Here is a 12,415-nt window from a genome sequence, read left to right on the forward strand (position 1 = left end):
GGGGAACATTTCTTCCCGGCCGCGAATCAGCTCCGGCGGGTCCGCCAGACGCGCTCGAAGGGCAGCCGCCAGGCGTGCGGGGCGACGAGCTGGTGGATGGCGTTCGGCCCCCACGAGCCGGGGGCGTACGGCTTCACCGGCGGCGGGTTGCGCAGCAGCGGCTCCGAGCGCTCCCACAGGCTCTCGATGCCCTCGGCCGTGGTGAACAGCGTGTGGTCGTCGCGCATCGCGTCCATGATGAGCCGCTCGTAGGCCTCCAGCACGTCGCCGGCGCGGTCGGTCTCCTGCGTCGAGAACTGCATGCTCAGCTTGTCGAGCTTCATCCCGGGACCGGGGCGCTTGCCGTAGAAGGACAGCGACACCTTGGACTCGTCGGCCAGGTCGAAGGTCAGGTGGTCGGGCCCGGAGGCGCCGACCCCGGAGCCACCGGGGAACATCGACTTGGGCGCCTCCTTGAAGGCGATGGAGATGATGCGCTGGCCCTCCGCCATCCGCTTGCCGGTGCGGAGGTAGAACGGGACGCCGGCCCAGCGCCAGTTGTCGATGCCGGCCTTGAGGGCGATGAAGGTCTCGGTGTCGGAGTCGCGGGCGACGCCGTCCTCGTCCCGGTACCCGGCGTACTGCCCACGGACCACCTGGTTGGGGTCCAGCGGCAGCATCGAGCGGAAGACCTTGTTCTTCTCCTCGCTGATGGCCCGCGGCTCCAGCGCCGTCGGCGGCTCCATCGCGACGAAGGCCATCACCTGGAACAGGTGGGTGACCACCATGTCCTTGTAGGCGCCGGTGGCCTCGTAGAAGCCGGCCCGGCGGTCCAGCCCGAGGGTCTCGGGGATGTCGATCTGGATGTGGTCGATGAAGTTGCGGTTCCAGATCGGCTCGAACAGGCCGTTGGCGAAGCGGAAGGCGAGGATGTTCTGCGCGGCCTCCTTGCCCAGGAAGTGGTCGATGCGGAAGATCTGCCGCTCGCGGAAGGTCTCGTGCACCTGGTCGTTGAGCAGGATCGCGCTGCGCAGGTCGGTCCCGAAGGGCTTCTCCATGACCACCCGCGAGCGCTCGACGAGGTTGGCCTCGCGCAGGGTGTTGATGACCGCCGGCGCCGCCGCGGGCGGGACGCTCATGTAGTGCAGCCGGCCGACCTCGCCGCCGAGGCGCTCCTCGGCCTGCCGGACGGCGTCGCCCAGCCCCTCCGGTCCGGCGCTCTGCGGGACGTAGGTCAGCCGCTGGGCGAACTGCGTCCACTGCTCGTCGCTCAGCGGGTGGTGGGTGAACTCGGTGACCGCCTGCCGCGCGAACTCGCGGAACGAGTCCTCGGTGTAGTCCTCCAGCGAGGTGCCGATGACCTGGATGTCGGGGGCCAGCGCCGACAGCGCCAGGTGGGCGAGCCCGGGCAGCAGCTTGCGGCGGGACAGGTCGCCGGTGGCGCCGAAGAGGACGATGACGTGCGGCTGGAGGACCTCCAGCCCGTTGCGCGAGGGGCGCGACCCGGGAGCCGGGTAGGCGATCGTCTGGGCGTAGTTGGTGACCACGGCTTGATGCTCGCACTCCCGGGGAGGGGCGACAACACGGGGTGGGGCACCTGTAACGCGACCGACCCAGGAGCCGGCGGGCCGACGGCCGGGAGCCGCGGCCGCCCCGACGTCGCCACCGGGGCCCGGCCCTCCCTACCCTGGTGCGGGTCCGCGACCCCGCCCGAGGAGGACCCCGGTGACCGAGCCTGAGCGTCCGCCCGCCCCGCCGCCGCCCGCCCCGCCGCTCGCCGTCGCCCCGCGGCGCGTGCTGGTCGCACCGGACAAGTTCAAGGGCTGCCTGCCCGCCGTCGCCGTGGCCGCCGCGGTGGCGCGGGGCCTGCGCACGGTGCACCCCGACCTGGACGTCGTCGAGCTCCCCGTCGCCGACGGCGGCGACGGCACCGTCGAGGCGGCCCTGACCGCGGGCTACGCCGCGGTGCACGTCCCGGCCACCGGCCCGACGGGGCGGCCCGGCACCGCCCGCTACGCCCGGCGGGGCGACCGGGCCGTGGTGGAGCTGGCCGCCGTCGTCGGCCTCGACCTGCTGCCCGACGGGGTCCCCGACCCCCTGCACGCCTCCACCGCCGGGCTCGGGCTGGTCGTCCGGCACGCCCTGGACGCCGGCGTCCGCGAGCTGGTGCTGGGGCTCGGCGGCAGCGCCTCCACCGACGGCGGCGCCGGCCTGGTGCAGGCGCTCGGCGCCCGCCTCCTGGACGCCGACGGGCGCGAGCTGCCGCCGGGCGGCGCCGCGCTGGCCCGGCTGGCCTCGGTGGACCTCGCCGCGCTGACGTCGCGGCTGGCCGGGGTCCGCGTGCTGGTGGCCAGCGACGTCACCTCCCCGCTGCTGGGCCCCGACGGCGCCGCGGCGGTCTTCGGACCGCAGAAGGGGGCCGACGCCGACCAGGTCGTGCTGCTCGACGCGGCGCTGGCGCGCTGGGCGGCCGTGGTCGCCGCCGCGACCGGGACCGACCACGCGGACCAGCCCGGCGCCGGGGCCGCCGGCGGCACCGGCTTCGCGGCGATCGCCCTGCTGGGCGGGGAGATGCGCTCGGGCATCGAGCTGGTGCTCGACCTCGTCGGCTTCGACGAGCGGCTGGCCGGGGCGTCCCTGGTCGTGACCGGCGAGGGCTCGCTGGACGCCCAGTCGCTGAGCGGCAAGGCCCCGGTCGGGGTGCTGGACCGGGCCCGCGCGGCCGGGGTCCCCGTCGTCGTCGTCGCCGGCCGCAGCCTGCTGAGCCCGGCCGAGAGCGCCGCGGCCGGGTTCGCCGCCGTCCACCCGCTGAGCGCCCTGGAGCCCGACGTCGCCCGGAGCATCGCCCACGCCGGACCCCTGCTGACCGAGACCGGCGCCGCGATCGCCCACCGGTGGCTGCCGTGAGCGGGCCCGCGGTCGACCTCGAGATCCGCGGCCGGGTGCTGACCGACGACGGCGTGGTGCTGCGCCGGGTCGCCGTCAGCGGCGGCCGGGTCGTCACCCTCGAGTCGCTGTCGGGCCTGGCCCCCACGGTCGCGCACGACGCCGGCACGGTCGTCGTCGAGCTGGCCGACGACGAGGTGCTGCTGCCCGGCCTGGTGGACACCCACGTGCACGTCAACGAGCCGGGCCGGACGGCCTGGGAGGGCTTCGCCACCGCGACCCGCGCGGCGGCGGCCGGCGGGGTCACGACCCTGCTCGACATGCCGCTCAACTCCATCCCGGCCACGACCGACGTGGGGGCGCTGGAGGTCAAGCGCGCCGCGGCCGAGGGCGCGGTCGCCGTCGACGTCGGCTTCTGGGGCGGCGCGGTCCCGGCCAGCCTCGGCCACCTCGCCGCCCTGCACGCGGCCGGCGCCTTCGGCTTCAAGTGCTTCCTGCTCGACTCGGGCGTGCCGGAGTTCCCCGCGCTCTCGACCGACCAGCTGCACGCGGCCATGACCGAGATCGCCGCCTTCGACGGGCTGCTGCTCGTGCACGCCGAGGACCCCGACGTCATCGCCGCCCACGCGGTGCCGCACACCACCCGGTACGCCGAGTTCCTGGCCTCCCGGCCGCCCGAGGCCGAGGTGCGGGCGGTCGAGACCGTCCTGGCGGCCGCCCGGGCGACGGGCTGCCGCACCCACGTCGTCCACCTCTCCGCCGCCGACGCGCTGCCCGCGCTGGCCGCGGCCCGGGCCGACGGCGTCCGGGTCACCGTCGAGACCTGTCCGCACTACCTGACGCTGGCGGCCGAGGACGTCGCCGACGGCTGGACCCCGGCCAAGTGCTGCCCGCCGGTGCGCGGGGCCGCCAACGCCGACCGCCTGTGGCAGGGCCTGGTGGATGGCGTCATCGACGTCGTCGTGTCCGACCACTCCCCCGCCACCGCCGACCTCAAGCTGCTGGGCACGGGGGACTTCGGGGCCGCCTGGGGCGGGATCGCGTCCCTGCAGCTGGGCCTGCCGCTGGTCTGGACCGCGGCCCGCGCCCGGGGGGTGGCGCTGGAGGACGTCGTCCGCTGGATGTCCACAGGGCCGGCCGACCTCGTCGGGCTGGCCGACCGGGGCCGGGTCGCCGTCGGCGCCCGGGCCGACCTCGTCGTGCTCGCCCCCGAGGAGGAGCTGGTCGTCGACGTCGCCCGGCTCCGGCACCGCAACCCCGTCAGCCCCTACGACGGCGCCCGGCTGCGCGGGGTGGTCCGCCGGACCTACCTGGCCGGCCGGCCCGTCACCGACGACACGACGGCGGGCCGCCTGGTCCGCCGCGAGGAGACCCCGTGACGACCGACTTCCGCCGCTACCCCGACCTGGCCTCCCGCGACCTCGCGGGCAGCGTGGTGAGCGCCGACGACGAGCTGTTCGCCCCCCGCCAGAGCCTGCTGGTGCCGGGGCCGGCGGTGGCCGTCGACGCCTTCGGGCACAGCGGCAAGGTCTACGACGGTTGGGAGACACGGCGGCGGCGCGAGCCCGGCCAGGACGGCGCCGTCGTCCGGCTGGGGGTGCCGGGGGTGGTGCACGGCGTCGTCGTCGACACCGCGTTCTTCCGCGGCAACTACCCGCCCTTCGTCTCCGTCGAGGCGGTCTCGGTCGAGGGCTACCCCCGGCCGAAGGCGCTGGCCGACCTGGAGTGGACGACGCTCGTCCCGCGCACGGCCTGCGCCGGTGACCAGGAGAACCTCTACCCCGTGACCAGCGACCGCCGCTGGACCCACCTCCGGCTGACCCTGCACCCCGACGGCGGGGTCGCCCGCTTCCGGGTGCACGGCGAGGCGCGGCCGGACCCGCGGCACCTGGTCGGCACCGTCGACCTGCTGGCCCTGGAGAACGGCGGCCGGCTGCTGGAGACCTCCGACGCCTTCTACTCCTCCCCGGCCAACCTCATCCTGCCCGGCCGGGCCCGCACGATGGGCGAGGGCTGGGAGAACGCGCGCCGGCGCGGGGCGGGGAACGACTGGGCGCTGTTCGCCCTGGCCGCCCGCGGCGAGCCGGTGCTGCTGGAGGTCGACACCTCCTACTTCGTCGGCAACGCCCCCGGCCAGGTCCGGGTCAGCGCCGCCGACACGGAGTCCGGGGCGCTCGACGAGCCCGGGTCCTGGTGGGACCTGCTGCCCGTCGTCCCCGTCCTGGCCGACACCCCGCACCGGTTCGTCGTGCCGTCGCGGCGCCCGGCCACGCACCTGCGGGTCGACGTCTACCCCGACGGCGGGCTGAGCCGGCTGCGCTGCTGGGGCGAGCTGCCCACCGGGGAGCGGGAGCAGCTGGAGCGACGCTTCGAGGAGAGCCTCCCGAGCGGGCACCGCGCGTTCCCGGTCCAGAGCGCCGCCCCGCTGGTGTCACCGGCCCTGGGCCTCGGCCCGGCCTGAGCCCGGACGCACAGGACCGCCCGGCGCGGTGCGCCGGACGGTCCTGGTGTGCCGAGCCGGGGCTCAGACGGTCTGCGAGGTCTGCGCCGCCAGGAAGTGGCGCATCTCCGCGGTGTCCTCGACCGGCGCGGTGTCCAGCGCCGGGTAGCCGAGGGGCTGACGGTCCAGCCGCGACCACGCGCCGGCGACCCGACGGGTCTCGAGGGCGTGCAGGGCGGACGTGACGTAGTTCTTCATGGGGGTCCTCCCACCAGAGATCGGATGGAGGCGCCGTTGCCGTGCGCCCGGCCGGAGCCGGGAGCTGTCCTGTGCAGCAACCATTCTCCCCACCGCATTCCCCCGCCCCCGGCGGTGACCGGACGACGGACGACGCCGCGGTCCCCCGGGAGGCCTGCTCAGCGGGGCGGCAGCCCGGCGATCCCCTCCAGCAGCAGGGCCTCGGCCACGCACGCGGCCTCGAAGTCGCCGAGGTGCAGCGACTCGTCGACGCCGTGCGCCCGGGTGTCCGGGTCCCCGACCGCGGTCACCAGAACCGTGGCCTCGGGGAAGGCGGCGGCGAAGTCGGCGACCATCGGGATGGAGCCGCCCTGGCCGGTGAACACCGGCTCGACGCCCCAGGCCTGCGCGAACGCCCGGCGGGCCACCTCGGCCACCGGGCCGTCGAAGGCGATGGTGCTGGGCTCGCCGGTGTCGCCCTCCAGCACGCGGAGCTGCGCGCCCCAGGGGGTGTGCGCGTGCAGGTGCTCGACCAGCTTCGCCGAGGCGGCGCGGGCGTCGTCCCCGGGCGCGAGCCGCAGGCTGATCTTGGCCCGGGCCACCGGGGCCAGGGTGTTGGAGGCGCGGTCGACCGGGGTGGCGTCCAGCGCGATCACCGAGACCGCCGGCTTGCACCACAGCCGCTCGACGACGGTGCCGGTGCCGATCTGCTCGACCCCTTCCAGCAGCCCGGACTCGGCGCGCAGCCGGTCCTCGGGGTAGACGAGGTCGGGCGGCGGGCTGGTGGCCAGGCCCGCGACGGCGACGTCGCCCCGCTCGTCGTGCAGGGTGGCCAGCAGCCGGCAGAGGCTGGTCAGCGCGTCGGGCACCACGCCGCCGTAGGAGCCGGAGTGGATGGCGTGGTCGAGGGTGCGCAGCTCGACGACGCAGTCGGCCAGGCCCCGCAGCGAGGTGGTGAAGGCGGGCTGGCCGACGGCCCAGTTGGCCGAGTCGGCGATGACGAAGACGTCGGCGGCGAGCACCTCGCGCTGCTCCTCGAGCAGCCGGGCCAGGGTCGGCGAGCCGATCTCCTCCTCGCCCTCGACGAAGACGGTCACCCCGACCGGCGGCCGTCCGTCGAAGGCGCGCAGGGCCGCGAGGTGGACGGCCAGACCGCCCTTGTCGTCGGCGGTGCCGCGGCCGAAGAGCCGGCCGTCGCGCTCGGTGGCGACGAAGGGCGGGCTGGTCCACAGCGCGAGGTCGCCCTCGGGCTGGACGTCGTGGTGGGCGTAGAGGCAGACCGTCGGCGCGCCGGCCGGCGCCGGAAAGCGGCCGATGACCGCGGGCTGGCCCTCACCCGCGCGCACCACCGCCACGTCGGGGCAGCCGAGGTCGCGCAGCAGGGCGGCCACCTGGTCGGCGCTGCGCTGCACCTCCCCCGCCCGCGCCGGGTCCGCGCTCACCGAGGGGACCGCCACCAGGGCCTCGAGATCGGCCCGCACCGAGGGCTGCTGAGCCCGTACCGTTTCCGCCAGCGTCATGTGCAGAGCCTAGGGGTCCGGCTCTGTAGGATTCCCACCAACCAGCCGCTCTCGGGGACAACGGTTACCAGCGGCCGTCGGAAGAGGTAGCGATGAGTCATCCCACCATCAACCAGCAGACCGCGGCCCGCGTGCTGCGCGAGGCGTTCGACAAGGTCGTCGACACCCAGCAGGAGCAGATCGCCGCCGCTGCGGCCCTGGTCGTCGAGTCGCTGACCGCGGGCGGGGTCATCCAGGTGTTCGGCACCGGGCACTCGCGCAGCTTCGCCTCCGAGATCGCCGGCCGGGCCGGCGGGCTGGTGCCGGCGAACCGGATCTCGCTCTCCGACCTCACCTTCTACGGCGACCTCACGCCCGACCAGGTGATGGACCCCTACCTGGAGCGCGACCCGTCCCTGGCGGCCCAGCTGCTCGCCGTGCACGTCATCGACCCGGCCGACATCTTCGTCATCTGCTCCAACTCCGGCGGCAACGGCTCGACCGTCGAGCTGGCCCGGCTGGTCAAGGAGCGCGGTCACCGGCTGGTCGTGGTCACCTCGATGGACCACACCACCCGGATCACCTCCCGGCACCCCAGCGGCCTGCGGCTCTTCGAGCTCGCCGACGTCGTCATCGACAACCGGGGCGCGTTCGGGGACTCCGAGCTGCCGCTGCCCGACGACGCCGAGGGCCACGCCCGGGGCGCGGTGCTGGCCACCTCGACGGTGACCAGCACGCTGATCGCCCAGATGCTCGTCACCGAGGTCTGCGGCCTGCTGCTGGAGGCCGGTGCGGAGGTGCCGATCCTCATCTCGGCCAACATCCCCGGCGGGGACGAGAACAACGAGCGGTTGCGGGAGCGCTACGGCGACCGCGTCAAGAGCGGCGGTCCGTAACCCTCCCCGCGCGACCGCCGCGCCTGAGCCTGTCGAGACGTCGGCAGGCTCGGGCTGCGGGACCGGCGGAGCGGGCCCGGCTGCCCGTCGGCCGAGCGCCCGGGGTCAGGCGCCGGCCGCGACGACGGCGACCGGGTCCGCGGCGAGCACGGCGGGCAGGGTGGCCGACCAGGTCGCCCGCACCTGCTCCAGCGACAACGTGAACTGACCGGCGACCGCGAGGGTCGCCTCCTCGGTGCCGGTCACCCGGCCGAGCGCGTGCAGGGGCACGTCGTGCTCGGCGCACAGCGCGGCCAGCGCGTCGGCCTGCGCGGCCGGCAGCGAGACCAGCACCCGGCCCGCGCTCTCGGAGAACAGCTGGACGAACGGGTCCGCGGACCCCGGCAGCTCGACGGCGACGCCGTGCCCGCGCCGCAGGCAGGACTCGACGAGCGCCTGGGCCAGGCCGCCGTCGGCGAGGTCGTGCGCGCTGCTCAGCAGCCCGCGCCGTCCGGCCTCCACCAGCACCGCGGCCAGCCGCATCTCGTGCGCCAGGTCGACGACGGGCGGGCGACCGCCGAGGTGGTCGTGCACGACGTCGGCCCACGCGGAGCCGGCCAGCTCGTCGCGGGTGTCGCCCAGCAGCAGCACCACGTCGCCGTCGGCCGCGAACCCGACCGGGGTCCGCCGCCGGACGTCGTCGATGACACCCATCACGCCGACGACGGGCGTCGGCAGGATCGGCGTGCTGCCCGTCTGGTTGTAGAAGCTGACGTTGCCCCCGGTGACCGGGGTGCCGAGGACCTTGCAGCCGTCCACCAGGCCGGCGATGGCCTCGGTGAACTGCCACATGACGGCCGGGTCCTCGGGCGAGCCGAAGTTCAGGCAGTCGCTGACGGCGACCGGCTGCGCCCCGGTGACGGCGACGTTGCGGTAGGCCTCGGCCAGCGCCAGCTGCGCGCCGGCGTAGGGGTCGAGCAGGGCGAAGCGGCCGTTGCAGTCGGTGGAGAGCGCCACGCCGAGGCCGGTCTCCTCGTCGATCCGCAGCATGCCGGCGTCCTCGGGCTGGGCCAGCACCGAGTTGCCCCGCACGTAGCGGTCGTACTGGTTGGTGACCCAGGACTTGTCGCAGAGGTTGGGCGAGCCGACCAGCCGCAGGAGGGTCTCGGCCAGCGCGTCGCCGGTGGTGGGCCGGGACAGCGCGTCGACGCCGTCGGCCTGCACCTCGTCCTGCCAGGCGGGCCGGGCGTAGGGCCGCTGGTAGACCGGGCCCTCGTGGGCGACGGTGCGCGGGTCGACGTCGACGACGGTCTCCCCGTGCCACTCGATGACCAGCCGGTCGTCCTCGGTGACCTCGCCGACGACGGTGGCCTGGACGTCCCACTTGGCGCAGATCTCGAGGAACCGCTCGACGTCGTCGGGCTCGACGACGGCCATCATCCGCTCCTGCGACTCGCTCATGAGGATCTCCTCCGGAGCCAGCGAGGGGTCCCGCAGCGGCACCCGGTCGAGCTCGACGTGCATGCCGCCGTCCCCGGCCGCGGCCAGCTCGGACGTGGCGCAGGAGATGCCGGCGGCGCCGAAGTCCTGGATGCCGGTGACCACGCCCGCGGCGAACAGCTCGAGCGTGCACTCGATGAGCAGCTTCTCCATGAACGGGTCGCCCACCTGGACGGCCGGCCGCTTGGAGGGCTTGTCGGCGTCGAAGGTCTCCGACGCGAGGATCGAGGCCCCGCCGATGCCGTCGCCACCCGTGGCGGCGCCGTAGAGGATCACCTGGTTGCCCGCGCCCGTGGCCTTGGCCAGGTGCAGGTCCTCGTGCCGCAGGACCCCGACGCACAGCGCGTTGACCAGCGGGTTGCCGAGGTAGCTGCGGTCGAAGACGACCTCGCCGCCGATGTTGGGCAGGCCCAGGCAGTTGCCGTAGCCGCCGACGCCCGAGACGACGCCGGGCAGCACGCGGTGGGTGTCGGGCTCGTCCAGCGGGCCGAAGCGGAGCGCGTCCATCACCCCGACCGGGCGGGCGCCCATGGCGAGGATGTCGCGGACGATGCCGCCGACGCCGGTGGCCGCGCCCTGGTGGGGCTCGACGTAGCTGGGGTGGTTGTGGGACTCGATCTTGAAGGTGACCGCGTAGCCCTGGCCGATGTCGACGACGCCGGCGTTCTCCCCGATGCCGGCCAGCAGCCGGCCGGCCGGGGTGTCCTGGCTGAGCTCGCCGAAGCGCCGCAGGTGCACCTTGGACGACTTGTACGAGCAGTGCTCGGACCACATCACCGAGTACATCGCCAGCTCCGACGAGGAGGGCCGCCGGCCGAGGATCTCGCGGATCCGCCGGTACTCGTCCTCCGTGAGCCCCAGCTCGGCCCAGGGCTGCGCCTGGTCCGGGGTCGCCGCCGCATTCTCGACCGTGTCCGCCACGGCCCCGACCCTACCGGCGGGCGGACCCCCGGCCGAGCCACGTCCACAGCTCCCGGCCCGGCGCGGGCGAGGGCCAGCCGTCGCGGAGCGCGTGGTCCAGGCAGAACCAGCCGACGGTGATGGCCACCACCGCCGTGCCGGTGAGCCAGACGCTGATCCCGCCGTCGTTCAGCAGCGTGCCCAGGACGGCCGTGGCCAGCGCGGCGTGCAGGACGGCGGGCAGCGTCGGGAGGTCCCGCCGCAGCACCGGCAGGGCGCAGCGCAGGACCAGCAGCCAGAGCACGGCCCCGACCAGGACCGAGCCGATGCCCAGCCCGCCGACCACCGTCTCGGCCGCGGCGACGGCCTTGCGGCTGACGACGTCGACGGCGTCCCCGTCGAGGACCCGCTGGACGAACGCCCCCAGGTGGCTGCGCCGGTCGGGTCCCCGCGACCAGTCGAGCAGCGAGATGGCGGCGATGGCGACCACCGCCGAGCCGCCGACGGCCAGCAGCCGGGGCAGCGTGATCCGCACCCCGGCCACGACGAGCAGCAGCCAGAGCACCGGCGGGGTGAGCGCGACGACGCCGCCGAAGTCGGTGCCCATGGTCGGCCAGCCCTCGCAGACGACGACGCCGAACCCGACGGCGGCCACGGCGACGACGGCCGCCCGCCGGTGCCCGGTGGCCAGGAACCGGTGCGCCAGCCAGCCCGCCAGCACCAGGGCCGCGGTGGCGTAGACGGCGAAGGTGACGTTGCCGAAGCCGTACCAGCGCAGCCCGAAGACCGGCCGGGAGTTGAGCATCGAGCCGGCCTGCAGGGGCCCGCCCAGCAGCGCGTCGACGGTGAAGGCGGCGACGGTGAGCGCGGCGCCGGCCACCGCCGCCGGGACGGCGAGCCGGGCGGCGAGGGCGAGGGCGGCGCCGGTGAGGGCCGCCGACCAGCCGAGGACGGTGACGCCGAGGACCAGCCCGGGGGCGCCGCTGCCGGCCCAGGGCACCGAGCCGGTCAGCATCATGGCGGCGCCCAGCACGCTGCCGAAGGTGAGGATGGTGCGCGGCACGGCGAAGCGGCGGCGCAGCGTCTGCACCAGGCCGAGCAGGAACAGGACGGTGCCGGCGCCGCCCAGCACGAGGTACCCGGTGACCACGTCGTCGGAGAGCGCGGCGACCGCGGCCAGGTGGTCGTCCACCAGCGGCACGGTGAGCGCGGTGGGGTCGACGGCCAGCGGCGACCCGTCGACGGTGGTGGGCACCGGGGCGCCGGCCGGGGCGTCGTGGTCGACGAGGGTGCGGGTGAGGTCGGTGAGGGTGACGACGCCCTCCCGGCGGGTGCTGGCCGAGGTCAGCCAGCCCGGGAAGGTGGTGCCGAGCCGGTAGACGACCTGCAGCGCCGGGTCGTCGGACCCGGCGGCGGGACCGACGCCGGTGACCAGCAGCGTCCGGTCCGGGTCCTGCGCCAGCCGGGCGATGACGGCGTCGCTCTGCGCGCCCGCGTCCACCAGCGTCGTGGGGCAGCGGGTGCTGAGGCCGTCGGCCAGGAACTGCTCGGGGGTGCGGTAGTCGGCCACCGTGCCGTCGGGACGGGCGGCGGCCAGGGCGGCGCCGGGCCCGACGGCGGCGACGCAGCCCGTGGTGGAGCCGGCCAAGGTGCCCAGCCGGGCGTCACCGCGGCGCGCCGCGGCGGCGGCCACCCGGGCGTCCCAGTCGGCGACCCGGCCGTCGACCACCTGCGGGTCGCAGAGCCCGCCGACGGCGGCCCGGCGGCCGGCTCCGAGGGTGGTCCAGCCGGCTGCGGCGCAGTCGCCGACGTAGCGGGGACGGACGTTGACCGCACCCACCTGCGCGTCGTCGAGGTGCCCCTCGAGGACGGCCCGGTCAGGGTCGGTGAGCGCCGGCCGACCGGTGACGCCGACGACGACCACCTGCTCGGTGACGAAGGCGGTGGCCTGCGCGGGCTCCTGCAGCAGGTGGACGCCGCGGAGCCCGGCGACGACGGCGGCGAGCAGCAGCAGGACGGCGACCCAGCGCCGGGACAGCGCCGGCCCCCGGGGAGCGGGCCCGGCCGGGCGCGGACCGCGGCGGGAGCGACCACCCATC

General features: G+C 75.6%; 9 protein-coding genes. 4 read left to right on the plus strand and 5 right to left on the minus strand.

All coding sequences use genetic code 11. The features are described from left to right. Nucleotides 1-26: 26 nt before the first annotated feature. Complete coding sequence (zwf, locus tag JOF54_RS09435; protein WP_210055056.1) at nt 27-1,526, minus strand: glucose-6-phosphate dehydrogenase; 1,500 nt, start codon at nt 1,524-1,526, stop codon at nt 27-29. A gap of 178 nt (nt 1,527-1,704) precedes the next feature. Between zwf and JOF54_RS09440 the strand changes: the two genes are divergently transcribed. The 3 genes from JOF54_RS09440 to alc are packed head-to-tail and all read left to right on the plus strand — an operon-like array spanning nt 1,705 to nt 5,326. Continuing rightward, the gene (locus tag JOF54_RS09440) at nt 1,705-2,886 is read left to right on the plus strand and encodes a glycerate kinase (RefSeq protein WP_210055058.1); all 1,182 of its coding nucleotides are present in this window, start codon (nt 1,705-1,707) and stop codon (nt 2,884-2,886) included. Then, nucleotides 2,883-4,244: an allantoinase AllB gene (allB, locus tag JOF54_RS09445; protein WP_210055060.1), complete on the plus strand. Its 1,362-nt coding sequence runs from the start codon at nt 2,883-2,885 to the stop codon at nt 4,242-4,244. The genes JOF54_RS09440 and allB overlap by 4 nt, the downstream gene beginning before the upstream one ends. Next, nucleotides 4,241-5,326 (plus strand): allantoicase, encoded by a 1,086-nt coding sequence (gene alc, locus JOF54_RS09450; protein WP_210055062.1) that lies wholly within the window; start codon nt 4,241-4,243, stop codon nt 5,324-5,326. Before allB ends, alc begins: the two co-directional genes overlap by 4 nt. 63 nt (nt 5,327-5,389) lie before the next feature. On the opposite strand, the gene JOF54_RS09455 is transcribed toward alc, so the two are convergent. Further along, nucleotides 5,390-5,563, minus strand: a complete 174-nt coding sequence (locus JOF54_RS09455; RefSeq protein ID WP_210055064.1) for a hypothetical protein — start codon at nt 5,561-5,563, stop codon at nt 5,390-5,392. Between the two features lie 158 nt (nt 5,564-5,721). Next, nucleotides 5,722-7,062 (minus strand): dipeptidase, encoded by a 1,341-nt coding sequence (locus JOF54_RS09460; RefSeq protein WP_210055066.1) that lies wholly within the window; start codon nt 7,060-7,062, stop codon nt 5,722-5,724. A gap of 92 nt (nt 7,063-7,154) precedes the next feature. Between JOF54_RS09460 and JOF54_RS09465 the strand changes: the two genes are divergently transcribed. Further along, the gene (locus JOF54_RS09465; RefSeq protein WP_210055068.1) at nt 7,155-7,937 is read left to right on the plus strand and encodes a sugar isomerase domain-containing protein; all 783 of its coding nucleotides are present in this window, start codon (nt 7,155-7,157) and stop codon (nt 7,935-7,937) included. Nucleotides 7,938-8,042: 105 nt separating this feature from the next. Here JOF54_RS09465 and purL read toward each other — a convergent pair whose 3' ends face one another. Continuing rightward, complete coding sequence (gene purL, locus JOF54_RS09470) at nt 8,043-10,337, minus strand: phosphoribosylformylglycinamidine synthase subunit PurL (RefSeq protein ID WP_210055070.1); 2,295 nt, start codon at nt 10,335-10,337, stop codon at nt 8,043-8,045. 10 nt (nt 10,338-10,347) lie between these two features. After that, a complete protein-coding gene (locus tag JOF54_RS09475; RefSeq protein ID WP_210055072.1) occupies nt 10,348-12,414 on the minus strand; it encodes a hypothetical protein in 2,067 nt (688 codons plus the stop codon). Between the last annotated feature and the right edge of the window lies 1 nt (nt 12,415).

The organism is Microlunatus capsulatus, assembly GCF_017876495.1.
Classification (GTDB): Bacteria; Actinomycetota; Actinomycetes; order Propionibacteriales; family Propionibacteriaceae; genus Microlunatus; species Microlunatus capsulatus.

Bases quoted from the DNA above. Each gene is read 5' to 3' on its own strand.
- JOF54_RS09455 (WP_210055064.1), bottom strand. From the start codon at position 5,563: ATGAAGAACTACGTCACGTCCGCCCTGCACGCCCTCGAGACCCGTCGG.
- JOF54_RS09460 (WP_210055066.1), bottom strand. From the start codon at position 7,062: ATGACGCTGGCGGAAACGGTACGGGCTCAGCAGCCCTCGGTGCGGGCC.
- JOF54_RS09465 (WP_210055068.1), top strand. From the start codon at position 7,155: ATGAGTCATCCCACCATCAACCAGCAGACCGCGGCCCGCGTGCTGCGC.
- JOF54_RS09475 (WP_210055072.1), bottom strand. From the start codon at position 12,414: ATGGGTGGTCGCTCCCGCCGCGGTCCGCGCCCGGCCGGGCCCGCTCCC.